Here is a 25,563-nt window from a genome sequence, read left to right on the forward strand (position 1 = left end):
AAATTCTCAAATAAAAGTGAATAAACCAATTCAATAGAATTTGTGAGGGAGTGTTTGATTTAACGTAAATAAAATATGGAAGATTGCGCTGATCTAGTTTTTAACAAAAATTAAAGAAGACCAGTCACTCTTTTCGTTTTGACCCACTAGCTCAAGGCCCACTTTGCTTGCCTTAGCCACAAGATCATCATTGTCATGTGTATAAAAGCCACTTAAAACAACCGTGCCTCCACTTTTGGTAAATTTGCTATAGGCGCCCATCTCATCAAGCAGCACATTTTTATTGATGTTAGCCAATATAATATCAAATTCACCTTTTAAATCAATAGTATCAATGGTGCCGCCTAAAACTTGTATGTTTTGGCAATCATTCAGGGCAACATTTTCAGGAGCATTTTCAATACTCCAGTCATCAATATCATAGGCTATCACTTCTTTGGCTCCCAACTTCTCAGCCATCACTGCTAGAATGGCGGTGCCACAGCCGGCATCAAGCACTCTTTTACCTTTGTGATCTATACCCATTTGGTGTTTAAGCATCAGATAAGTAGTGGAATGATGCCCGGTACCAAATGACATTTTAGGAGTAATAATAATTTCATAAGGATAGTTGCCAAAGCTTTCATGAAACGTTGCCCTCACCAAACATTTGTCTTCAACAACAATAGGGTCATAGTTCTTTTCCCACTCTTCATTCCAATTCTTATTCTCAAATTCACTTGTAGAATAGGAAATAGAGGCCTTCTTGTATTTTTCAGTGAGCTGATTTAATACTTCAGCATCATACTCTTCAACCAGAACATAGGCGTCTACACCTTCATCGGTTTCCATCATGGAATCAAAACCTGACGCATATAGCTCTGCTATTAGTATCTCTTTAAAGGCCTCTGTACATGTAAATTTGACCTCAATGTATTGTGTAGACTTCATTTAGAAGGACTTGACAATATCCGTAAAGTCTCTTGACTTCAGTGACGCGCCACCAATCAGACCACCATCAACATCAGGGCAAGCAAATAATTCTTTAGCGTTATCTGGTTTGCAGCTTCCACCATAAAGTATAGAGAGGTTTTCAGCTATAGCATCACCATACTGACCTGCAACATATTTTCTAAGTGCAGCATGCACTTCCTGCGCCTGCTGAGAGGAGGCGGTTTTACCAGTGCCTATTGCCCATATAGGCTCATAAGCGATAACAACTTTAGAAAATGCTTCTGCCGATAGGTGAAAAAGGCTTTCCTTAATCTGGTTGCAAATGAATGTTTCGTAATTTCCTGACTCTCTGATTTCTAAAGACTCACCACAGCAAAAGATAGGTGTTAGGTTATTTACCAATGCCAAATCAACCTTTTTAGCCAATTGAGCATTATTTTCATTGAAATACTCTCTTCTTTCACTATGACCAATAATAACATGAGTAGCCCCGATAGAGCTGATCATGGAAGCAGAAATTTCACCAGTAAATGCCCCTGAGGCATTCTCGTTACAGTTCTGAGCAGAAAGATATATTTTATCAACATTTTTAATGAGATTCTTAACCTGAGGCATTAATACAAAGGGGGGTGCTAATATTACTTTCACATCACCTCTAACTTCATCAGCCACCATGTTTACAATTTCAGTGGTTAATTTCAACCCTTCATTCAGGGTGTTATTCATTTTCCAGTTTCCTGCTACTATTTTCTGTCTCATTTATTCAAAAATTTTAAAGAGAACAAAGATATTGATTTAAGTTAATTAAGGTCTAACTGATATGCATTGTTAATTTTTATCTTACATACATTAAGCATTTAACACCTTTGATCTCAAAGGTTGCCTAATTTTCATGATTCCTGTAATCACCTGAAGTAAGTGTCCTGAATTATCTGGGTCAGATTTTATACGCTAATTTCTTCTTTTAAACTTTCTTTTCTTTTGCAGCCCACGGTTCTTTCTTACTTTTTTGCTTTTGTAGGGTTTTCTCTTTTTCTGATTGTATCGCTTATTAGGATTTAAGCTTTTAATTTTATGTTTTGATATTTGTGCCCGACTGCCTGTTATAGTTCTCTTTGTCAGTGTTTTTCTTCTGATTGCCAAAGCCATCTTAGACTGTTGTATATAACTGGCATTTTTATATTTGTACCCTGTTCTTAAAAGGTCATACCTGAGCACTAACTCATGCGTTGGATTATCTGCTGAAAACACTCCTTCATTAACTGATTCGTAGGTATACCCCAAAGCTAGTCTGTTGTTGATGGACAATCCTATTGAATGACTCCATACATTAGTTTTCCGATATGAACTACCTATCATTAATAGTTCATTGTAGGTGTAAAATAAGCCTGCAGACAACTGAGATCCTGTGCCGGCCAGGTTACGATAATTCAATACAGGCTCCAATATATCTTTACCTCCTCTTGTAGGTAACATAAACCTCACATAACCATTATAAAATTGAGAAAAATCAATGCCCGTTTCGTTATTGGAAAATGAACTCGCTAACCTATTCGCTGAAACGCCAATTAAATAATAAGTGCTTCTAAAGCTAACCCCAGCCGAAAAATCTAAATTGGAAGCATTTTCGCCTAAATTAACCAACACATCTTCGGTCAAATCTTGAGCAAAAAGCTCATCCGTATTGACGCCAATATTAGAATACTCTCCCGATACACCAAAAGAGAAGGATTGATCATCATTTATTGGAATATGGTAAGCAAAAGAGCCTGATAAATATAAGTTCTCATAAAAATTAATTCTCTCGGAAAGCAATGTAAACCCGATCCCGAGGTTTGTTTCAGGAATTGGGGTATTAATACTCAAAAAATTGCTTGTTGGAGCTCCCTCAGTATTGATCCAACTTCTGTTATGCGCCAATGTAATTGATCCGTAGTCTATACCAGAAAAGGAAGGGTTATAAATAGCCGTATTGGTAAAACTTTGCGTAAATAAAGGTAAGTCTTGACCTTGAATAGCAAACGAATAAAGAATTAGGAATAGGGTGTAAAGTTGCTTCATACTGTTCATATTATTCTATCACACTTATTACTTGCTGCCTCTTAACTTCAACTCCTCCAAATCTGATAATTACCCTGCACACATAATTCCCTCCACTTAACTGGGGAATGTTGGGCATCTCATCAATATTATTGCTAAACCGGGTTGTTGAGTACACTTGCTTGCCCCATCGATTAAGAAGCTGTACCTCATGATCCGGATATTTCTCAATATCTTCTATATATATAAAATCATTCTGGCCATTATTATTTGGTGTAATTACATTGCCAATCCTAATTACAATCTCTGTACTTACATTTATGGTTTGAGTAGCAATATCTTCACAGGCTCCATTAGAACTTGTCAAGGTAACTGTATATTCACCCTGCACATCATAAGTGTGGCTGGGATTTTGCTCACTAGATGAACTTCCATCACCGAAGTCCCAACTCCAGCTATTCACATTTCCAGTTGATGCATCTATAAAATTATACTCAAGATCACTTGTGGGTGATGTGGCAAACTCAAAATTAGCAACTGACGCCTCCAGTAAATCAAAAGTCTTACTTACTGCCTGTCCTGTGCCGCAGTCATTGATCCCTGCTACTGATATCTGACCTGATGCTGCCGGGGAAAATTGTATCTCTGGTAGGTCAGTAACAATGGTACCTGAAGGTGTCTGCCATTCATACTGAGTAGCTCCACTAATAGCTGTAGTTGTATATAAAGCCTCATCACCAGTACATAAAAAATCCGGCCCATTAATAGCAGTAGCATTTTCGGGCAGACTTAATATTTCTATCTCTATTTCACTCTCACCACTGCACCCATTATTGTTTACAGAATAACTAATTGTTGATGTTCCAAGTCCCGCAACAGTTGGATCAAAAGTTCCATTATTAGCATCGGTAATGCCTGGTCCACTCCAAATACCTCCACTTGGCGTGGCTGTTAATGTAATTGGTGCATCACTAATACAAATTGCACTTACCTCACCAATAACAACTTCTGGGCTTTCATTTACCTCAATATTAAGGGTCTGTACATCACTACAGCCTCCTAGTTCAAGTGTATAGGTAACTGTGATTAAACCTGTACCCGATTGATTAGGATCAAAGGTACCTGCCGCTTGGTCGGTTATCCCAGATCCACTCCATGTGCCTCCCGAATTTACCGAGGTCAGATTTACCGGTGCATCTGAAGTACAAAACGGTCCAGCGGGATTGATACTTGCATCTGGAGTATCAAGCACTGATACTTCTATGCTGGCAAAATCTGTACATCCATTTTCTGAGATTTCATAAGTAATAGTATAGGTTCCTGCTCCAACTCCGGCAGGATCAAAAGTACCAGTGGCGGCATCGGTTATACCAGTGCCGCTCCACGTACCACCTGATGGGGTAGCTACCAAATCAGTAGTTGCATCAGTCAAGCAAAATGGGCCTTGAGCATCCAGAGTAATTACTGGTAATGGGTTGACGGTTACAGTAACTGACCCTGCAACACCAGATGATGAACAATTATTAGCATCTACCAAACTAACTAATGTGTAAGTAGTAGTAACCGTAGGTGTTACAGGTTCTAAGTGCCCATCACTTATAGAAGTTAAGTTAATATCATTACTACCGTCATTGTATGTAACATCATAAGGGCCTGCTCCAGTCAAAGTAAATAATAAGTCGGTAGACTCACCCTCGCAGATGGTAGCATCTCCACTTATACTTACAGTAGGGGCTGGGTTAATCGTAACCGTAGCGGAACCTGTAACAGCCACAGGACTGCAACTGTTAGCATCCACTACACTTATCAGCGTGTAAGTGGTTGTGCTTGTTGGTGCGACCGATTCTAAGTGGCCATCACTAATGCCTATCAGATCAACGTCAACCGTTCCATCATTGTAGGTTACATCAAATGAGCCAGTGCCAGTCAAAGTAAATAATAAGTCGGTGGATTCACCATCGCAGATGGTAACATCTCCACTGATGGCAACTGTAGGCAACGGATTTACAGTAACTTCAGCCAAACCCGTAACTGTAGCTGGACTACAACTATTGGCATCCGCTACACTGATAAGCGTGTAAGTGGTTGTGCTAGTTGGTGCGACTGATTCCAAGTGGCCATCACTAATGCCTATCAGATCAATATCAACCGTTCCATCGTTGTAAGTGACATCAAATGGGCCTGCTCCAGTCAAGGTAAATAATAAGTCAGTAGACTCGCCTTCGCAGATGGTGGCATCTCCACCTATGGCCACTGTAGGTAACAGATTGACCGTAACAACGGCTGAACCTGTAACTGTGGCAGGACTGCAATTATTTGCATCCGCTACGCTGATAAGTGTGTAAGTGGTTGTACTTGTAGGAGTAACCGATTCCAAGTGACCATTACTAATGCCTATCAGATCAACATCAACCGTTCCATCATTATAAGTGACATCATAAGGGCCGGTGCCAGTCAAAGTAAACAGCAAGTCTGTAGATTCGCCTTCGCAGATGGTGGCATCTCCGCCAATGGCCACAGTAGGTAACGGATTAACAGTAACTTGAACAGAACCTGTAACTGTGGCAGGACTGCAATTATTTGCATCCGCTACGCTGATAAGCGTGTAAGTTGTTGCGCTAGTTGGTGCGACCGATTCTAAATGGCCATCACTAATCCCTATAAGATCAACATCAACCGTTCCATCGTTGTAGGTAACATCATATGGACCGGTGCCAGTTAAGGTAAATAATAAGTCTGTAGACTCACCTTCACATATTGTAGCATCTCCACTGATGGCCACGGTTGGTAACGGATTGACAGTAATAGTAAGGGACGCATCTAATATAACTTCACAGATGGATGAATTATCTTCTGCTACTACAATCAATAAATTATCTCCAACGACAATTCCGTTGCTGCCCGCAGTTAGGGTAACCGCTGATAAAGGTGTGCCTTCTGTCCAAGTTCCAATTTCATTGCCTCTATTTCCTAAATCAACAAAGCTGCTATATAATTTATAGGTATAACCCGTTTGAACACCTGAGCCAATATTAAAATCAAATGAATCACCATCACAGATGATCAATTGGCTGGCCTGAGGCACAGCAGCCGGATCGATCAGTCCCCCGTTATCATTGATTGTCCAGCTATTAGTGGCATTTGTTAGAATATCCCTTCCTGTTGGGTCGCAATAATTAAGACCTAAAGCTCCTAAAGTAATATTAGGCTGAACTGTTTGTGCTGACCACCCAAGCAAAGTGGCATCATAGCTGGTAGGCGACATCCCTGAATTGTCAAATAGTTCTTCCATTGAAGCACCTGCAACAGTTACACCAGTAACATCCCAGCCGCTAAGGTCTTGATCAAATGCAGCTGCATTCTTGAAGATTCCGAACATATTATCTGTGCCGGACACGTTCCAAGCCGAAAGAGGCTGATTAAATGAGGTAGCTCCTTCAAACATAAGAACAATTGGTGCGTTGCTTGGTTTGGTTGCACCCCATTGATTTAGAGGTTGGTTAAATGAGGTAGCAAACGCAAACATTTGAACCAAATTTACCGTACTTGCAACACTCCAGTTATTATCCAAGGGTTGATCGAATGCTGATGCACCAAAGAACATCTCTCCAAAATTTACCACGTTGGCCGTATTCCAGGTGGCCGAGTTCAAAGGTTGATTGAAAGCTGTAGCATTCTTGAACATCGACCCCATTGAAGTCACTAAACTAACATCCCATGTGTTTAATGGCTGATTAAAAACAGTGGCACTCTCAAACATTCGGAACATATCCGTTACCCCAGAAACATCCCATGAATTAACATTCTGATTAAATGAAGATGCACCAAGGAACATGGCATTGGTATTTTGAAGACTGGTAGTGGTCCAGCTAAGTGGTGAGCCAGAAGCACCTGGTGCCTCTCCATTATTAAAAGAGGTGGCGCCACTAAACAGTTCTTGCATTGTGGTTACATTGCTCACATTCCAACCTGTAAGGTTTTGATTAAAAGAAGTGGCACCAGAAAATGTTCCAAGCATAAAGGTTATACCAGTGGTGTTCCAGGCACTTATATCACCATTAAATGAGGTTGCTCCTGCAAACATTAAAGAGATATCTGTTACTAATGTTAAATCGGGAACATCAGAGGCATTATAAGTTAAATTAGAACAACCCTGAAAGGCCTGTCCCATACTTGTCCAGGCGATGTTTCCCCATTGCTCGATAGTCCGGATCTTATCTTTATCTCCTCCATCGGCAAAGTAAATACGAGGGAAGGTGCCAGATATAGAAACTGTATAAGTACCTGCGGTAGCATAATTATGCTGGGCATTTCCTGTAAAACCAGTCTCCACCGGACTTCCATCCCCCCAGTCTACATCATATAAATATGGTCCACCCAATGTGGGTACAGTAATTGATTCACCAGGTGTGGTAGTTTGCCAGGTGGTAACGAAAGGTGGTCCCGGAGACCTGATAACAACCCTTGTATCGCCAGAGGTATAATTACCTCCAACAACAGTGCTATTCAAAAAATTATCAGAAGCGACTAAAGGGTCTGCTGCCAAACTAGAGAAGAGGCCGTTGCTAGTAGCGCCTTGGCTAATTTCAAAATCTTGAGGATTGCCATCATTATGACTTATAAACACCGAACCGGATGAAGTAGCTCCTACAGTGGAAATGCTGGCGTTGTTTCCATTAAGGTTAGAAAATGATGCTGAACCAATTACGTTTGTAAAAGCAGATAGGGTAACACTTCCTCCATCGGCATTAGTACTTTGGGTATTAATGTAATCAAAAGCTACCTGTCCAGTAGTTGCTGCAATATTTAGTGTGCCACCATTAGCATCTTGTGAGGACATTTCAATAGCTCCAATTGATGCATTGTTGCCCACAGTAATATCAACGGTTCCAGCATTTTGAGGTGCCGAGGCTGCTATGCCAAAAGAAGGCGCGAAAATCAAATCACCGGCAATATTAAATGTTGCATCGCCTGCTGACCCAAAGGCATCAGTTGACTCTAAATCTAGATCTACATTAAATGTAAGGTCTCCACCAATATCAGCAATAATTGAGCCTCCAGTAAATTGGGCTCCAAGGTCAAGCGTATTCATGATGACTGTATTAGCTGAGTTTATGTTGACAGACCCTCCGGTTGCATCTCCTGAGGCATCTAATACCAGTGGATCTAAAATTTGCCCCTGACTTGTTATCGATATACTTCCTCCGCTTGAAAAGTTAACTGTCCCTGAGGCATTAAGTGAAATATTTGGATTAGGTGAATCGATATTGCCATCAGCAGAGATTATAATATTACCACCATTATCATTTCCAGAGCTTGCGCTAACACTTCCCAAAATAATGTCTCCAGCACTGGTGAGATCAACTGTGCCACCTACACCATCAAAGCTATCTGCCGTTAAAGAACCGAGGCTGGTGTTGGCAGAAGAAATCACAGTAATATCGCCACCGCCTTGCCCAGTGGTAGCAATATTTCCTGCTAATGCATTACCGGACAGAGCTTCCAGCCGCACATTATTATTTGTATTAATATTACCTGCACTAATTGAACCAGCTGTAATTGTAATTGGACCATCAGCAAATGATGATGATGAAGTCAGGTCACTGACAGTCACCAAACCATTATTCGCAGTAATATCAATCTGACCGCCATCATTGGGTGCATTAAGCGAAATAGCGTTGGTAATAGTCACATCACCACCAGTTGAGCTAATATTTAAAGTTCCGGCATCACCTCCTGATCCAGCCGAAAAACCAGTCAAACTTATATCACCTGCAGCGGTTATATTTAACGAGCCAGCTATATCTGGGCATGATGTGTTAACTGTTCCGACAGTAACTGTTCCTGAAGAGTTAATTGTCACATTACCTCCATTACCACTGCCTCCAGCATTATTGGTAGCAATTGAGGTAGTTTGAACACTACCAGACGTTGAACCGATGGTTACATTACCTCCATTACCACCTCCAAAAAGTATTGTAGAACTAACTACACCGGTAGCTATATCACCTCCAGCATTAATATCAATTATACCACCAGTACCCACTCCATCGGCACTTAAATCTCCGGCAACTACAGCTCCAGTGGTTGTGATTGAGATATCTCCCGCATTACCATCAGCACTTGTATCTATGTTTTGAACTGTTACTAAGCCATTGACAGTAGCAGTAAAAGAGCTATTACTAAAAGCCGAAAACATGTTAATATTACTATTAATGGTAAATCCACCACCTAATACAAGATCAATATCTCCCGAATCTGAAGCGCCAGAAACGTCTATATCAGAAAAAACAACAGGTGCAGTACCTGTAGTGGTTACAGATACACTTCCTCCACCACCTGCCGGACCTGAAAAACTCAAATCTAATAATGGTGAAATATCAAAAGCATTAAGCGTCAAATTACCACCACCTTGACCTTCGGACGTAATATTTAGATCACCATCAGTGGCTAATAATGATCCAGTAATATTCAGCGTAATGTTACCTGGACCTGTACCGTCTCCACTTGCATCAATACCTGTTGTTAACGTCATATCCCCACCTACTACCGCATTGATATCTCCACCGCCACTTATGGATGCAGAACTAAATGCACTAAGGAATATGTCTCCTCCTACGTTAAAATTAAGATCCCCACCACCCGCAGCAACATTTTGTCCAGCACTATTAATATTGACTGCGGCATTTAATGTAATAGCACCAGCATCAGATGTAACATCACCTAAAGTAAGTGAGCCTGCAGAAGAAATCACTGAGATATTGCCTCCTTGTGAGTCCATGTCGCTTTGGTCGACATTTCCTGTTGTGTTGATAGTAATGTCCCCATTGGTTTGAACAAGCACCCCTCCCACAAAACTACCTGCTGTTACATCAAGCTGTTCGGCCATAGTTAAATCATTTAGACTAGTGGCCGTCCCTGAACTATTGATGGTCAGGTTTTGAAAGTTGGTTCCGTTGATCGTAGGTGCAGCTCCGGTGAAAGTGACCGTTTGGCCTGCCCCTCCCGGATTGAATGTGCCTAGTTGAGACCAAACCGTTCCACCAGTGCCAAATATTTCAATGATGTTGCCATTGGCATTGAGAGTCCTGGTATTATTGATCGTCATAGAACGGGCCCGAAGAGGATTAGCAAGATCAAGTGAACTTCCACTGACCGTTACATTACCGAAATCGAGGCCAACCGGGTCAGTGTAAGTAGCCACATTGCTAAAGAAAATATTGGCATTCGACAAATTTGCGAGGCTATTGGAAGGGGAAGTGGAAGCATTAAAATCACCCGAGATGCTTAAATTAAATGTACCCGCATTCAAGTTACCTCCTCCATCAATCTCCAGGCCTCCGGTTGATCCATTTTGATTCATCGTCACCACTGTACCGGTTGCTATGATGGTTGGTAAGGAGGAAAATGGGCCATCATTATTGCTCCAGATTCCAGCTTCGCTCCAATTGCCGGTAGCGATGGAAGTAATTGTTGTACCGTTCAATTCATACGCACCGGCATCTGCAGCTGCGCCCTCATACACATAGCCCCTTTGATCGTAACCTGGGAGGCTCCCTTGACTGGTGGGAACAAAGTCCAATGCCGGGCTGCTGGCCAATATAGGAATGGTCCTAACAATAGAAGAACCATTATACCCAAAGCCTGGAAAATCGAAAAAGAGAATACTTGTATTAACAGAAGTCCCTGCTAAGGAACCAGTATTGAATTGGCCAATGACATTGTAACCAAAATCTGTAAAAGAGCCTTTTATATCATAAACATTCGGATCAGTTATTACCAAGCTGCCACCTGAAGTTTCATTTTGTCCAATAATATTATATCTGAGAAAAAGGCTTCCTCCTTCGTTTACTACAGTGCCATTGTCCCCCCCAAAATTATTGGCTTCATTTCCGGAAATTGTGCAACTATTTAAAACCAATTGACCTCCAGCGAGATAAATAGCTTCATCGGTATTTTCGTAAAAAGTAGAATTTATCACATCTACAGAACCATTATTTATGCCTAAAGCGCTGCCTCTTCCTATGGCTGAATTTTGATAAAAAGTACATTGTTCTACCGTAAGCGTACTAGATAGGCCTGTATTGAAAATAGCTCCACCTCTTAAACCACCTAAGCCTTGAGCAACATTGGATACAAACTCACACGTTCTAAAATATGCATCTCCTTCATTGTATATTGCCCCTGCATTGTTTCCATCATTACCTCCCGACCGGTGACCTTGGAACAAGACATTATTAGCCTCTAAATAACCCTCATTATACACCGCTCCAGCAGCATAATCATCTTCTGGCTGGCCATTATACAAAAACAGTTTATTAAGGATCAACCTTCCAGTTGAAGTCACATAAAAAAGCCGATAGGTTCCAGTTGTAGCAACGGTAATGTCTGATTCATCACCATTAATTATTAGGTCAAAGTTTTCTGTAATCTCAGGGAAAGCAATACCGCCACCATCGGGCCCGTTACCAAACCGACCTACTGTATAAGAAGCATTTTCAAGGTTAATAATACTCACAGCTCCATCTGAGTTTGCCGATATAATGGCATTTCTCAACTCTGTTATTGTAGTGACGTTATAAGTGATTTGCCCAAATGCCATCAGCGAGGGCACAAGAAATAAATATGTTAAGAGAAGTTTTTTCATAACCATTCAGAATCTATTCCCAGCTTATACGATTACCTTTAAATACCTCATATATTCTTATCAATTTTATTAAATCTTAAAATGCACATATTCTTGTTTGGTTGAGCCTTGAATTGGCAGATTGTACATGACCATTTTCCCTTTTCGCTTAAAACGAGCAATACATTTTATCAGAAACAGACCCAAGAGTGCGTCCTGATTAGTTAAAATTTTGAGCCAACACTTCTGCTTTTTATGTAATATGAACCATTTTAATCGATTAAGATAGGCATTAGTTTTCAGTTTTCATATGGAAATGGACTTCTGAGTCGTTGATTATGAATGAATTAAAAGTTTTTTAATTCATTAAAGTGTAAAATAACATTCTAAGGAGTTTGATCCACCCTAATGCTTTAATGCCCTTTGAAAGATGTTTTTAAAAAATGTAATCCTGATAATGCTTAAATATTAAATTCATCAATTGAGCGGATTCCATTTTTAAATATTTCTGATGGAAGAAATTAAATATGCTAACTTATCCTACTCCAATTAATAGCCGTTTTCTTCATGGAAGCCACCTGGATTCTTATATTTTGGTTTTCAGGGCTGGTTAATTCAGGGTCTTTATCGAGTATTTCTTGAGCGGCACCTCTGGCGGCTTGCAATATTTTGCCGTCTTTGCCTAAGTCTGCAATCAGCAAATCCAAGACACCACTTTGTTGGGTGCCCATTAAATCACCAGGACCACGCAATTGTAAATCCGTATCCGCTATTTCAAAACCGTTATTGGTACGTACCATGGTGTCAATTCTAATACGTGCTTCTTTTGACAATTTATAATCCGAAATAAGGATACAGTAAGATTGATCTGCGCCTCTACCAACACGTCCTCTTAGCTGGTGCAACTGCGCCAGCCCAAACCGCTCTGCATTTTCAATAATCATCACCGATGCATTAGGAACATTTACACCTACCTCTATAACCGTAGTCGCCACCATAATTTTGGTTTCTCCTTTCACAAAACGCTGCATCTCATATTCCTTGGCATCAGGCTTCATCTTACCATGAACTATGCTCAAGGGAATATCAGGAAAAGCACGAGCAACACTTTCATAACCATCCATCAGATCCTTAAGATCCAGCTTTTCAGATTCTTCAATCAATGGATAAACCACATAAACCTGCCTTCCCATATCAACTTGCTCCTTGATGAAGCTATTCACCTTTAGCCTGTTGGCATCATATCGATGCACTGTCATAATCGGTTTTCGGCCTGCAGGAAGTTCATCAATGGTGGAAATATCAAGATCACCATAGAGTGTCATTGCCAATGTCCGCGGAATAGGGGTGGCTGTCATTACCAAAACGTGGGGAAATAGCCCTTCATTCTTTTGCCATAGCCTTGATCGCTGCGCCACACCAAAGCGGTGCTGTTCATCCACTATCGCAAGACCAAGCCTTTTGAACTGTACCACCTCTTCCAACAATGCATGAGTACCAACCAAAATATGCAGCTCTCCAGATTTCAGGTAATCATGAATAATTCTGCGTTCACTTTTTTTGGAAGACCCTGTAAGCAGGGCAATCCTAAGCCCCATTTTATCAGCAAAATCTTTAAGACCATGATAGTGCTGGGTGGCAAGAATTTCCGTTGGCGCCATAAGTGCCGCCTGAGTATCGCAGCCTATGGCTATGAGCATGCAAATGAATGCTACAATGGTTTTACCACTGCCCACATCACCCTGCAGCAACCTATTCATCTGCTTTCCCGAGCGCATATCGGCATAAATCTCTTTGATCACCCTCTTCTGAGCATTAGTCAAATCAAAAGGCAGGTGTTCATTATAAAATGTGTTGAGCAAATCAGCGTGATCAAAGACAATACCTTTAAACTTATCGATGCGGGTTAGTTTGAGTTTCAGTAACCTGATCTGTACATAAAACAATTCTTCAAACTTTAGCCTGAATTGAGCCTTAAACAATAACTCCTGATTTTCAGGAAAATGAATATTAGAAATGGCTGCAGGCTTAGTCATTAAAGCATACTGCTGCTGCAAAGCTATGGGCAAAGTCTCCTTTAGCCTTTTGAGTGCCTCAGCCAGCAAAGTTCTCTGCATTTTTGAAATGGCCTTACTATCGATATATTTTCGCTTGAGCGTTTCTGTAGTAGAGTAAACCGGCTGCAGATAAGAAGTCTCAATATTCTGCTTGGTAGCCAATTCAATTTCAGGATGAGCAATATTTAGTTTTGAACCAAACAAGTTGGGCTTACCAAAAACAACATACTCAACCCCTGGTTGAAGTTTTTTCAGTACCCACTGTGCTCCTTGAAACCACACTAATTCTATTTCTCCGGTATCATCGACAAGGTGTGCAACCAGTCTCCGTTTTCGAGGTGAACCCAGCATTTCATAATGTCTCAGCTTACCCTTTATCTGGATGTATGGCATACTGCCATTGGCCTCAGCTATTTTATGAAATTTGGTGCGGTCTTCGTACCTGAAAGGATAGTATTGAATCAGGTCTCCGTAAGTGAATATATTGAGCTCCTTGTTGAGTAAGGTTCCCTTTTGGGGGCCTACACCTTTAAGAAATTCAATTTTGGTATCGAAAAAATTATTCACGACCCAAACTAACTAAAAAAAGAAAAATTATAAGGTATTCGTCTCCTTAAACCTCCATTCCAATGTGTTCATCATATTCACAATGTCCACCTTAACAAATTCGATAGCAGGCTTAAGGGAGTCATTATTTACCTGAGTGTTAAAGTACAGAGCGCCTCTTAGGAAATTTAAAGTTGAGTCGGTTGAGAAGAATTGAAACTGGCTGGGAACTTCGCCTTCCAGCTCTGCATAAACTACCGTTTTGCCTGAAGGCGTCTTTGTAATACTTTCGTCTATGGCATAAGCCTTTATCTGATGCTTGGCAGTAAGGAAATAAGCATCATCCAAATACTCCTTTAATGAATCACTGTTATTCACAACCTTATAAGTTAGATGAATATTGGCCTTGTATTGAGGGTAATACAGTTCAATCCAAAAACGCTCTGATATCCAGGATGTATCGTTTAATAACTTGGCGTGCTTTGAATATTCAAATTTGTAAGGAAATGTATCTGGCAGAGATACATATTCATGCTTGGGCATGTCAAAGCGATTGTAGCCTTTTGGTTTTGGTAAATATTCAGTCTGGCAAGCAAAGAATAAAACAATGAAAACGGGTAGTAAATAGTAATTAGTCTTGTGCATCCTGAGCTTCCTGTTCATTTTCCTTCTTTATGAATACTCTTACTTTTTTAATTTTTTTCATATCCACGGCCACTACTGTAAATACGAACTTATCAAAATAAATCTTTTCGCCCGATGATGGTAATTTTGTGTTAATCTCTAAAAGTAACCCTCCTAAAGATTCACTCTCCCCTTTTATTTTCTCGAAAGTTGAAGGTGCTTCTTCCGTAATCTTACAGAAATCATTTAATGTGGTTTTGCCTTCAAAAAGGTAAGTATTGTCATCTATTTGATCATAAGGAATATCCTCATCATCAAATTCATCATTTATCTCACCTACAATCTCCTCAATAATATCTTCCAGTGTAATTAGGCCTGAGGTCCCGCCATATTCATCAACAACAATGGCCATGTGAACCCGTTTTTCCTGAAAATCCCTTAGAAGACCATCTATCTTCTTAGTTTCAGGAACGAAAAATCCCTGTCTAAGCAGGCTCTTCCAGTCAAAAGTCTCATCCTTTTCTATATAAGGAAGCAAGTCTTTGATATACAAGATACCATCAATCTTATCAATGGTCTCGGTGAAGACAGGAACCCTAGAAAACCCTGATTTATTGACTTTGTCCATCAGGTCATGAAAATCCATTTCCGTATCAAAGGCTGTGATATCCATTCTGGATTTCATCACCTGCTTTACCGTGAGCGTTCCAAAGTTTACTATTCCTCTAAGGATATCCTTTTCCTCTTCGGTAGTTTCTTCATTGGTAGTAGTTATCTCTAAAGCATGATGCAATTCTTCCACAGAAATGTCATAACCTTTCTTTTCAAACCTGCTCTCTATCACATTACTCAATGTCATTAATATCACTGAAAGTGGTCTTAGGATTACTTCCAATACTTTTAGCATTGGAGCTGTCATCTTTGAGAATTTTAAATTATTGGGAGTAGCATATAGTTTAGGCAAAACCTCTCCAAAAAATAATAATACTAGGGTAGTAACAGCAGTTAAAATCGAAGTTGAAATTACGTCAAGCTGTTTAGTTCCTACTATTTCCCATGCCACAAAAGCTGCAAGTGTTACTACCGCTACATTCACAAAGTTGTTCATTATAAGAATTGTGGCCAGTAGCAATTTAGGCCGCTTAATAAGGTCTACCAGCTTATGGTCTTTAGGATCCTCACTTTCCTTACACTGATTAATGTCCTTGGCAGTTAGAGAAAAGAATGCCACCTCAGAACCACTAATAAGTGCTGACATGATAAGTAGCATCACCAAAATTATCCCGCTGACGATGTAGAACAGTGACTGTCCTGAAAATAAGGCTTCTAGAAGTATCTGACTGGGAGGTTCGTCTATGGTTGTTTCCAATATTTTGGTTTTAGTCCAACATTAGAAGGGCAAATCATCCGATTCGTCCTCCAAGGCAATATCTCCAGCTGGAGTAGAAGCAGTATTCTGCGTTTGTTGCTGCGGCATTGATGACCCACCATCCGTTGGCTGGCCACCTTCATTTGATCCTTTAGGGCTAAGCATGGTCATGTTATCACCTACTATTTCTGTAGTATAACGTGTTACACCATCCTTCTCCCAAGAGCGTGTTCTTAGCTTTCCTTCAATATACACCATGTCTCCTTTATTAAGGTACTTTTCAGCTATCTCTGCTAGCCCTCTCCACAAAACAACATTGTGCCATTCAGTCTGCTCTTTACGCTCTCCGGTGTTTCTATCTTTATAAGTCTCAGACGTAGCAACAGGAAAGTTTGCAACAGCGGCCCCATTTTCAAGATGTCTCACTTCAGGGTCTTTGCCTAATCTTCCTACTATTATTGCTTTATTTACTCCAGACATATCTAATACTTTTTAATTATTAGCAAAGTTATAGAATCTTTAATAAAACTAGCTAAAAAAAGGCTGCGTTCAAATATGTAGAAACTAATACTGGCTTGGGCAATTCCAAAACCTGATCTAATGTGTAAAATACTAATCCCCAGTCATTTAATATTCTGGTATCAATACTCTTGCGCAGCCTGATGGTATAAAACCTCGCAAATATTCGTTGGTGTGTTAAAATGTGTTTGTATTCATTACTCTCATCTACGGAGTGAATGCCCTCTTTTATAATACCTATTATATCAGCATCAAGCAATTCTTCCCAATGCTGAGTTTGCTCGGTTTCTATCAAATGAAAGTCATACAATCCGCGCCAGATGTCATTGCCACTTCTTTCTTTTAGCGCCAATTTACCATCCATTTCAAAAGCGATATAATTAAAATATCGTTTTCTGACTTTTACCTTCTTTATTTTAACAGGAAGCCGTGCCTGTAAATCATTCTGCCTTGCAAAGCAGTTTGCATGAAAAGGACATGCCGTACAATCCGGACTCTTAGGTACACACTGTAAAGCACCAAACTCCATAAGTGCCTGATTAAATTCATCTGGGTATTTATCAGAGATCAAGTCATTGGCTTTTTCCTGAAAAACTCTCTGCCCCTTGCCTGAAGAAATGTCGCTGTCAATCCCGTAAACCCTTGACAGCACCCGATAGACATTTCCATCTACAACCGCCACCTTTTCACCGAAGGCAATTGAAGCTATTGCAGCCGCTGTATAATTTCCAATTCCAGGCAATTTCAGGAGCTCATTGAAGGTCTTCGGGAAGTTTCCTCCATGATTTTCAGAAATTATTTTTGCACACTTATGTAAGTTTCTTGCCCTAGAGTAATAACCTAGCCCCTGCCAAACGCGCAAAACATCTCTTTCCTCTGCATTAGCTAAGTTCTTCACAGTTGGATATTCGCTAACAAACTTCAAATAATAGGGCAAACCCTGATTTACCCTGGTTTGTTGCAAAATGATCTCTGAGAGCCATATATGATATGGATTTCTTGTCTGTCTCCATGGTAAATCACGCCTATTTCGGCTATACCAGTCTAAAATTTGGCGGTTAAAAAAGTCTTTTGTCAAAACAGTTTATTCAATTTAAGTGTGATTATTACCATGTCAGTTTTTTTACAAATTTGATTTTTAATTGAGATTATAGGGAGTAAATTTGCTCATTAGCAACAAGTTAGCTGTTGCTGATCATTTTTTTGACTTAACCAAAATTAAAAATTAGTGACTAAAGCAGAAGTAATTTCCGAAATAGCGGATAAAACTGGGATACCAAAAGAGGACGTTTCTGTTACTGTTGAAGCTTTCTTTAACATTGTTAAAGGATCTATGGCTGATGGTAACAATATTTATGTGAGAGGATTTGGCAGTTTTGTGAACAAGAAGAGAAAGAAGAAAATTGCGAGAAATATTTCTAAAAACACGGCCATCGTTATAGATGAGCACTTTATTCCGAGTTTTAAACCTTCAAAGGTATTTGTAGAAAAAATTAAAAAGAGTAAAAAGGTAAAAGAGACTCACGCTTAATTACCTGCTTAATTTTCTTTTGTTAAAGTGATCTTCGATCTTTGCCCCCTAATTTGGTGATATGCTTAGAACGAGGATCATTTTATTTTTTAGTGCTGCCCTACTTGTAGTACTTATATTTAGCCTTCCACGGGTGGTTGTTGACAATGACAAAAATGACATTGAGTCATCAGAAACTACCACATCAACGGAAGCCCCTAGTGGCGATACCCACACAGAAGAGCTTCAACCAGAGCTTCAAGAGCAAGCGGATAAATTAAAGGAAAATATAAGGGTTGCAGAAAATGTAGAAAAAAGTATTATCTTTGCAGACTCTTTGGCCAGGCTGTATATAGAGGCCAATAAGTTTGATAGTGCAGCCAAGTTCATTGAAATTATTGCCGATAAATCACCGGGTGAAGCCAACTGGTTAAGAGCTGGAGATGTTTATTATGACGCTTATGGTTTTGCTATGGATAAGCAAAAGCAGGAGATGCTTGGCGAAAAGGCTAGGTTTTACTTCAATAAGGTGTTAGAACAATCTCCTGATAACCTTGAGGCTAAAAATAAACTGGCGATGACTTATCTAAGCACATCTAACCCCATGCAGGGTATTATGATGCTTAGGGAAATCTTGCAGAATGATCCTGAAAATGAGCAAGCCATGTTCAATTTAGGGATTCTTTCAATGCAGTCAGGACAGCATGATAAAGCAGTGGAACGTTTTTCTAAACTCACGCAGCTTTATCCTAACAACACCCAGGCTCAGTTTTTTTTAGGGGTGAGTTATTTGGAAATCGGCAATAAAGAAAAGGCTAAAGAGCAGTTTATACTTGTTAAATCTTTAGATAGTGATCCCGCAGTGCAAGCTACGGTTGACTCATATCTTAGTGAAATAGAATAAATAAAATATTGTTAAACCATCCGTCAGCTGGCGGATAAAAAAATTAAAGTTATGCCTTGCGGTAAAAAAAGAAAAAGACATAAGATTGCCACTCACAAGAGAAAGAAGAGATTAAGAAAGAACAGACACAAGAAGAAGTAATCTTTCTCTCCCGCTTAAATAGCGGGAGATTCTTACTATAGCATCCATTTTTTCACTTAAACAAAAGTATTTTGAGTAACGAATTAATTATTAATTCAACTCAAAACGGATGTCGTATAGCCCTTTTAAAAGATAAAAGTCTTGTTGAATTCCATCATGAAGAAGATGGAAATAAGTTTACTGTAGGAGACATTTACCTTGGCACTGTCCGTAAGGTGGTTCAGGGTCTAAATGCTGCTTTCATAGACATTGGCTATGAAAAAGATGCTTTTTTGCACTATCTCGATTTAGGATCGAATTTTAATTCGCTTCAGGGTTATACCAAAAGAGCCTTAAACAGAAAGGATTTCTCCGGCAAGCTGGACAAATTCCATATTCAACCTGAAATAGATAAGCATGGAAAGATCTCTGATGTTCTTTCTAAAAATCAGCAGATTCTTGTTCAGGTTGTAAAAGAGCCTATTTCAACAAAAGGTCCACGACTATCTTGTGAGTTGTCAATTCCGGGCAGATACCTCGTACTGGTTCCGTTCTCGAACACAGTAAATGTATCTAAAAAAATAACCAGCGCTGAAGAGCGCAAGAGGCTATTACGTCTCGTTTCGTCTATCAAACCTGAAAATTTTGGGGTTATCATTCGTACCGTTGCCGAAGGCAAAGAGGTAAAAGAACTTGATGCTGACCTAAGAAATTTAACAAAATTATGGCTTGATGGTGCTCAAACCCTAAAGACTGCCAAACCTAAAGATAGGGTAATTGGTGAAATGGGTAAGGCATCAACCATACTCAGAGATGTACTGAATGAATCATTCGATAACATTCATATTGATGATCAGGAGATCTACGATGAAGTAAAAAACTACATTCATAAAATCGCACCAGATAAGGAGAAAATCGTTAAGCTCTTCAATGGTAAGGCCAAAATATTTGAGGTCTTTGGTGTTGAAAAACAAATCAAATCTGCTTTTGGACAATCTGTAAGTCTTAAAGGTGGTGGATACCTGATCATTGAGCACACTGAAGCACTTCATGTTATTGATGTAAATAGCGGCAATAAGTCCAACAAAGAAGAAGGACAAGAAGCCACGGCACTATCAGTAAATATAGAGGCGGCTAAGGAAATAGCACGTCAGCTTAGGCTGCGTGATATGGGAGGCATTATCGTTGTTGATTTTATCGACATGAAGAAGATGGACAACAAGAAGCTCATCCATAAGATAATGAAGGATGAGATGGCTCCAGACCGTTCCAAATTCACAGTGCTTCCGCTATCCAAATTCGGATTGATGCAGATTACACGTCAGCGAGTAAGACCAGAGATGAACATCACCACCAAGGAGGTTTGTCCTACTTGTAATGGTACTGGTAAGATCAGCGCTTCTATCATGATTTCTGATCAGATAGAAAGTAATATTGACTACTTGCTTACACAGCAAAATGAGAAAGACATTACTGTGGTTCTTCATCCTTTCATTTATGCCTTCTTTACCAAAGGCACTATGTCAAGAAGGTTAAAATGGTATCTCCGCTATTTCAAATGGATAAAACTTATCCAAGATTCTTCACTGGCCGTAACAGAGTTTCAGATACTCAATAAGTTTGGTGAGGAAATAGAACTTCAATAAAACAAAAAACCCTGACTGATCGGTCAGGGTTTTTTGTTTTAATTAGACTTGTGCTGTTAATTCCCCACCATAAACACGGCATTGGAGAATAGCAGCTTTCCATTCTCCCAGAAGCCTCTGAACAATGGGTTATCTACCATATAGATCACTTGTCCTCTACCTTTAGGCTCTACACCAAATACCAGGCTATCATCCAGGTTATCTAGTGCCTCAGAACCTGCAAACCCAGTAACAGGCCTTGCCTTTCCTCTAATCACGCCTACGTTAGAACCGTTTTCTAGAAAACTTAAGCGCATCTCATCAGTTTTCAAGGAATAGTACTCTGTTCCATAGCCATAAGCCAAAGGATGCGTGTTATCTAGTCTGATTTTAAATATGGCACCAAATATTGAGCTCTTCAAACCTTCTCTTTCCAGGGATTCATAAGGTTTTAATAATGACTCAGTAGTTGGCTTATCATCTTTCTTCTTTTTGTCATCCAAATATTCCTTAATGCCAAAACCATCCTTATCCTTAAATGAATTGAGAGCATTGCCCATCACAATTAACTTACCTCCATTCCTTACCCACTCACTCACATTTTTCAATGTACCCTCACTAAATAAGCTGTAGTAGCCATTTGGCACAATTAGTACGTTATATTTATTAAGATCAACACGGTTAAAATAATCAGTACCAATACTTGTAATAGGGTAATCGAGCTGGCGCTCGAAAAAATGCCAGATTTCACCATAACTCAATGACCTGGTTTGTGGTCCGGCAACTACAGCAATATTGGGCTTGTCTATTTTTGCAATACTTGATGAACCTAAATCTACACCACTATCCGAAAACCCTGTTGCTAAACTCAATAATTCAATTCCATATTGCTTAGCCGAAGTTCTGATGAAATCATCTATGCCCTTCGAAAAATTTTCGTTATTTCTTCTAGTGATTATGAGACTGCCCCGCTCCAGCTTCTTACCATCAACGGTTATTGCTTGCTGAGCCACCCGCACATTAACACCTGAGTTTAATAAGTGACCTAACCATTTCACGTCTGCAAGGCTGTTATATTTGGCAGCATAGGCATATGGTTTCCCATCTGCCAATGTTTTTATTTCTTCTTTTTTAAAAGCATTATCATAGTCTACCTTAACTGTTGTGGCATAAGCCTCCAAACCATACGCATAGGGCATTGACCAGGCGGTAATATCATAGGTCAATGAATCCTGTAATTTTGCACTAGGCTCAAATAAGGCAGTGATTAATCTTGATGTTGGTTGATAAGTATTAATCACCAAATCTTTTGAGTCAACTGAAAAGGTAACTTCACCACCATTTTTATAGCTGAAGCCCTTTAAGCTTTTGGATGATCCGACAGAACCATATTTGATAAAATTCTTGTCTAAAAACTCTGCAAGCTTGTCAAGCTTATCTTGATTGTCATTTTTAACGATATATGACTTATACTTTCCAAAAGGATTAGAGAGGTTCTGTTCGTAGTAGCTTTTAAATTCACCAGCAAGTTGGGCAGCGTTTTTAGATGCTATTTCTACAGTTGAGATACCTGTGGTATAATGATGTGCTATTCTGTCTTTAAGAGATAAAGTGTCACCATATTCTGTGATTATACCAAGACCTCCATATCCGCCACCACCTTGCTCGTAGGTCATACCAATGGCACCATTGTATGTGGGGTAAGTATCACCATAACTTGGATATAGCAAATCAAAACTTTCCTTAGTGAAATAAAGCCAGCCTTCTTTGTCAAAATATTTAGCATGGTTTTTCCCTATTGATACCTGAAACTCTTTTTGCCATGGTGTGATAACCTCGTGCAAAGGCTTGGCTGCAGGTGCAAAGTAATACGGATTGTTATACCCTTGCTCGTGATAATCTACATGGATATGAGGCATCCACGTATGATATATTTTCGAACGGTTCATCGACTCTATTTGTGTTTGCCATGCCCAGTCTCTATTTAGATCAAACAGGTAATGATTGGCTCTGCCGCCAGGCCATTCTTCATGATGTTCTATATCATCACCATTTGCATTATAATTCTTATTGCCATATTGGTTGTAATAATTTGCATACCTATCCCTGCCATCAGGATTGATACATGGATCCATAATTACTATGGTGTTCTTCAACCACTCTTTACTTTGCGCGTTATTAGGGTCGGCCAGTGCGTGTAAGGTGCGCATAGAGGCTTCGGTTGATGATGATTCATTACCATGAATGTTATAACTCAACCAAACGATGGCAATACCATCATCAGTAGCCTGGCCTTCCTGATATTTGGCTCTTTTTAAATTGTTAATTCTAATTTCATCAAGCTTCGCCATATTTTCCGGTGAGCTTAAAATAGCCACCATTAATGGTCTGTGCTCATAGGTCTCTCCATATTTTTGGGTAATTACATTATCCATAGTTTGATCTACATATTCAAAGTAGTCAACCACAGCATGGTGTCGGGTGAAGCGCTCACCTAATGTGTACCCCAAAAATTCATCAGGAGTTTGAAGTTTATTCTGCCCTAACGATAGGGTAGAAATGCAGGTAAGAAGTAGTAAAAGGTGTTTCATAATTTAATGGTTAAAGAATAGCTTAAGGTAATGAAAAAGGCTGCCACTTGATTCTTAGCGACTATTTTGATTACTAAATTTTTGATAAAAGGTTATTAATCTGTCTCAAATGATGCTGATGATGGGCCTCGATAAATTCAATGGTCTGATAAAAGTCGATATAACCAATCCGAGGGTGTTTGAATACTTTCTTTTTTAAAAATCTATCTTCCTGAGCTGTAAGCAAAAGACTAAACTTATCCCTGATATCAGTCCAGTTGCTCAGTACTTCTTCAATATCAATGTCATCAGGAATGGTTTCGCTGACAGTTCTTGGTGCCTTGTATTTCCATGGCATGGCCAGAAAAAATTTTAATAGCCAGAACCTGTATGTTGATTTGATATCCCTTGACTCCAATGCGGGGATTTCCTTTACCTTATTTGCCAAATATTTAAAAGTACCATCTTCAACTAGAAAGAGATGGTAATACACCTGCCCTAAAGTCCATCCGTCACTATTTACTTTGCTATTGATTTGCTCATGATTTAAATTTTGAACTTTATCTGCAAGTACTTTTTTTTGATCTTGAAGCTTATTGAATCTTTTTTTAATACCTGGATTCATACGAATAGTTAAAACTTAAAATGAATAAATTTATAGCGCCAACAGTAATGTTAAATTTAGATAAATACAAAAGTATATGAGCAAATCGGTAGCATTAGTTTTATCAAGTGGTGGTGCCAGAGGAGTGGCTCACATTGGCGTGATAGAAGGACTTTTAGAAGAGGGCTATAGTATTGACTCTATATCAGGAAGCTCAATGGGCGCTGTGGTTGGTGCCGTTTATGCCGCTGGCAAGCTCACAGAGTTTAAAGAATGGGTATCTAACCTTGACCGGGTTGATGTTTTTAAGCTGATGGATTTTACTTTAAGCACACAGGGATTTGTCAGGGGTGAAAAAGTATTCAATGAAATGAAAAAATTCATTGATGACAGAAACATTGAAGAACTGAATATTCCTATGTCAATTATTGCCACTGACATAGTGGGTAAAAAGGAAGTTGTTTTTAAAAAAGGAGAGTTATTCACTGCATTGCGTGCTTCTGCGGCCATTCCTTCAGTATTAAAACCAAGCCTTATAGATGGAGTTGAGCTGGTAGATGGAGGTGTTTATAACCCAATCCCGATATCTCATGTAAAAAGGCATGGTAATGATATTTTAGTCGTTTCTGATGTAAATGCCAATATCAAAAACACTTTGAAAAAAATAGAAGAAAAATCTAATGGGAGATTTGCTGAGCTGATAGAAAAATGGAACAGTTTTTTTCCAACTGAATCCAAACCTAAAAGGTTGAGCTATTTTGATTTGGTGGCAAGTTCGGTTGACCTTATGCAGGACAGGATATCAGATTACATTTTAGAAATCAATCGACCGGATGTTCTAGTAAAAATTTCAAGAAATACATGCGGAACATTTGAATTCTATAGAGCGGCTGAAGTCATTGAACATGGAAAGAAAGAATTTAAAAAAGCTTTAAAAAATGCATCAGAAGGAGTTAAATAACCTTATTGGTAATGTTGATATCTACTTACTGGATCAAATTCTGAAAGGAACATTTGATAACACGAAAAGAATTTTAGATGCTGGATGTGGAGAGGGGAGAAACCTACAATATTTTGTAAATAACCGATTGGAAGTCTATGGTGTTGACATCAATCCTATGGCAATAAAAATGGCCCGGATGACTTATAAAACTATTCCTATTGATCAACTTCAGGTTGAAAACCTGAACGAGCTGCCATATAAAGACGGCTACTTTGATAGCGTTATTTGCATGGCGGTACTTCACTTCGCTACCAATGAAAATGAATTTAAATTGATGCTGTCTGAGTTATCCAGAGTATTGAGACCTGGAGGAATCATGCTCATAAGAATGGCCACTAATGTAGGTATAAATACAAAAGACATTGGCGCATTCACCTACTTGTTAGAAGGTTCTAAAATTGATGTCACCTTTGCCCAGGCAGGGCTTTTCTTATCAGAACCGTGGAAGTCTGTAGTGGTAGAAGGCAAGAGGTCTATGGGTACTTTTCTCCTACATAAATAACCTGGCTAAAG

16 protein-coding genes are annotated in these 25,563 nt (G+C 39.4%); 5 read left to right on the forward strand and 11 right to left on the reverse strand.

Annotated features, from left to right (window positions below; translation table 11 throughout):
- Positions 1-93 precede the first annotated feature (93 nt).
- The 9 genes from prmA to mutY form a co-directional block, all read right to left on the reverse strand.
- On the reverse strand, positions 94-930 hold the full coding sequence (gene prmA / locus RIB54_RS21105) for a 50S ribosomal protein L11 methyltransferase (RefSeq protein ID WP_350102866.1): 837 nt from the start codon (positions 928-930) through the stop codon (positions 94-96).
- Complete coding sequence (gene tpiA / locus RIB54_RS21110; RefSeq protein ID WP_350102868.1) at positions 931-1,692, reverse strand: triose-phosphate isomerase; 762 nt, start codon at positions 1,690-1,692, stop codon at positions 931-933. It lies immediately after the preceding gene.
- Positions 1,693-1,884: 192 nt separating this feature from the next.
- Entirely contained in the window at positions 1,885-2,994 is a 1,110-nt protein-coding gene (locus RIB54_RS21115) for a PorP/SprF family type IX secretion system membrane protein (protein ID WP_350102870.1), read from the reverse strand.
- 10 nt (positions 2,995-3,004) lie between these two features.
- A complete protein-coding gene (locus RIB54_RS21120) occupies positions 3,005-11,620 on the reverse strand; it encodes a BspA family leucine-rich repeat surface protein (RefSeq protein ID WP_350102871.1) in 8,616 nt (2,871 codons plus the stop codon).
- 509 nt (positions 11,621-12,129) lie between these two features.
- Positions 12,130-14,223, reverse strand: coding sequence for an ATP-dependent DNA helicase RecG (gene recG, locus RIB54_RS21125; protein WP_350102873.1), 2,094 nt, complete (start codon positions 14,221-14,223; stop codon positions 12,130-12,132).
- Positions 14,224-14,250: 27 nt separating this feature from the next.
- Positions 14,251-14,847 carry a gliding motility lipoprotein GldD gene (gldD, locus tag RIB54_RS21130; protein ID WP_502879626.1) on the reverse strand — a complete coding sequence of 199 codons (597 nt, stop codon included), beginning with the start codon at positions 14,845-14,847 and terminating at the stop codon, positions 14,251-14,253.
- The gene (gene gldE / locus RIB54_RS21135) at positions 14,834-16,183 is read right to left on the reverse strand and encodes a gliding motility-associated protein GldE (protein WP_350066301.1); all 1,350 of its coding nucleotides are present in this window, start codon (positions 16,181-16,183) and stop codon (positions 14,834-14,836) included. Before gldE ends, gldD begins: the two co-directional genes overlap by 14 nt.
- A gap of 33 nt (positions 16,184-16,216) precedes the next feature.
- Positions 16,217-16,675 (reverse strand): single-stranded DNA-binding protein, encoded by a 459-nt coding sequence (locus tag RIB54_RS21140; RefSeq protein WP_350102875.1) that lies wholly within the window; start codon positions 16,673-16,675, stop codon positions 16,217-16,219.
- Between the two features lie 52 nt (positions 16,676-16,727).
- Positions 16,728-17,792, reverse strand: a complete 1,065-nt coding sequence (mutY, locus tag RIB54_RS21145; protein ID WP_350102877.1) for an A/G-specific adenine glycosylase — start codon at positions 17,790-17,792, stop codon at positions 16,728-16,730.
- A 150-nt stretch (positions 17,793-17,942) separates the two neighbouring features.
- Between mutY and RIB54_RS21150 the strand changes: the two genes are divergently transcribed.
- From RIB54_RS21150 to RIB54_RS21160, 3 genes are all read left to right on the forward strand, one after another.
- Entirely contained in the window at positions 17,943-18,245 is a 303-nt protein-coding gene (locus tag RIB54_RS21150; RefSeq protein ID WP_350066262.1) for an HU family DNA-binding protein, read from the forward strand.
- Positions 18,246-18,306: 61 nt separating this feature from the next.
- Positions 18,307-19,128 carry a tetratricopeptide repeat protein gene (locus tag RIB54_RS21155; protein ID WP_350102878.1) on the forward strand — a complete coding sequence of 274 codons (822 nt, stop codon included), beginning with the start codon at positions 18,307-18,309 and terminating at the stop codon, positions 19,126-19,128.
- A gap of 212 nt (positions 19,129-19,340) precedes the next feature.
- On the forward strand, positions 19,341-20,894 hold the full coding sequence (locus RIB54_RS21160; RefSeq protein ID WP_350066266.1) for an Rne/Rng family ribonuclease: 1,554 nt from the start codon (positions 19,341-19,343) through the stop codon (positions 20,892-20,894).
- A gap of 56 nt (positions 20,895-20,950) precedes the next feature.
- Here RIB54_RS21160 and RIB54_RS21165 read toward each other — a convergent pair whose 3' ends face one another.
- Both RIB54_RS21165 and RIB54_RS21170 read right to left on the reverse strand, forming a co-directional pair.
- Positions 20,951-23,464: a M14 family metallopeptidase gene (locus RIB54_RS21165; RefSeq protein ID WP_350102879.1), complete on the reverse strand. Its 2,514-nt coding sequence runs from the start codon at positions 23,462-23,464 to the stop codon at positions 20,951-20,953.
- Between the two features lie 73 nt (positions 23,465-23,537).
- The gene (locus RIB54_RS21170) at positions 23,538-24,068 is read right to left on the reverse strand and encodes a DinB family protein (RefSeq protein WP_350102881.1); all 531 of its coding nucleotides are present in this window, start codon (positions 24,066-24,068) and stop codon (positions 23,538-23,540) included.
- Positions 24,069-24,144: 76 nt separating this feature from the next.
- On the opposite strand from RIB54_RS21170, the gene RIB54_RS21175 reads away from it, so the two are divergent.
- Positions 24,145-25,008 carry a patatin-like phospholipase family protein gene (locus RIB54_RS21175; protein ID WP_350102882.1) on the forward strand — a complete coding sequence of 288 codons (864 nt, stop codon included), beginning with the start codon at positions 24,145-24,147 and terminating at the stop codon, positions 25,006-25,008.
- Positions 24,986-25,552 (forward strand): class I SAM-dependent methyltransferase, encoded by a 567-nt coding sequence (locus RIB54_RS21180; RefSeq protein WP_350102884.1) that lies wholly within the window; start codon positions 24,986-24,988, stop codon positions 25,550-25,552. Before RIB54_RS21175 ends, RIB54_RS21180 begins: the two co-directional genes overlap by 23 nt.
- Positions 25,553-25,563: the final 11 nt, after the last annotated feature.

This window comes from Fulvivirga sp., assembly GCF_040218215.1.
Lineage (GTDB): Bacteria > Bacteroidota > Bacteroidia > Cytophagales > Cyclobacteriaceae > Fulvivirga.

Excerpts from the sequence above, each read along its gene's own strand:
- gldD (WP_502879626.1), bottom strand. The coding sequence starts at position 14,847 with ATGCACAAGACTAATTACTATTTACTACCCGTTTTCATTGTTTTATTC.
- RIB54_RS21155 (WP_350102878.1), top strand. The coding sequence starts at position 18,307 with ATGCTTAGAACGAGGATCATTTTATTTTTTAGTGCTGCCCTACTTGTA.
- prmA (WP_350102866.1), bottom strand. The coding sequence starts at position 930 with ATGAAGTCTACACAATACATTGAGGTCAAATTTACATGTACAGAGGCC.
- RIB54_RS21175 (WP_350102882.1), top strand. The coding sequence starts at position 24,145 with ATGAGCAAATCGGTAGCATTAGTTTTATCAAGTGGTGGTGCCAGAGGA.
- RIB54_RS21120 (WP_350102871.1), bottom strand. The coding sequence starts at position 11,620 with ATGAAAAAACTTCTCTTAACATATTTATTTCTTGTGCCCTCGCTGATG.
- RIB54_RS21170 (WP_350102881.1), bottom strand. The coding sequence starts at position 24,068 with ATGAATCCAGGTATTAAAAAAAGATTCAATAAGCTTCAAGATCAAAAA.
- RIB54_RS21140 (WP_350102875.1), bottom strand. The coding sequence starts at position 16,675 with ATGTCTGGAGTAAATAAAGCAATAATAGTAGGAAGATTAGGCAAAGAC.
- RIB54_RS21180 (WP_350102884.1), top strand. The coding sequence starts at position 24,986 with ATGCATCAGAAGGAGTTAAATAACCTTATTGGTAATGTTGATATCTAC.
- RIB54_RS21115 (WP_350102870.1), bottom strand. The coding sequence starts at position 2,994 with ATGAAGCAACTTTACACCCTATTCCTAATTCTTTATTCGTTTGCTATT.
- tpiA (WP_350102868.1), bottom strand. The coding sequence starts at position 1,692 with ATGAGACAGAAAATAGTAGCAGGAAACTGGAAAATGAATAACACCCTG.
- RIB54_RS21165 (WP_350102879.1), bottom strand. The coding sequence starts at position 23,464 with ATGAAACACCTTTTACTACTTCTTACCTGCATTTCTACCCTATCGTTA.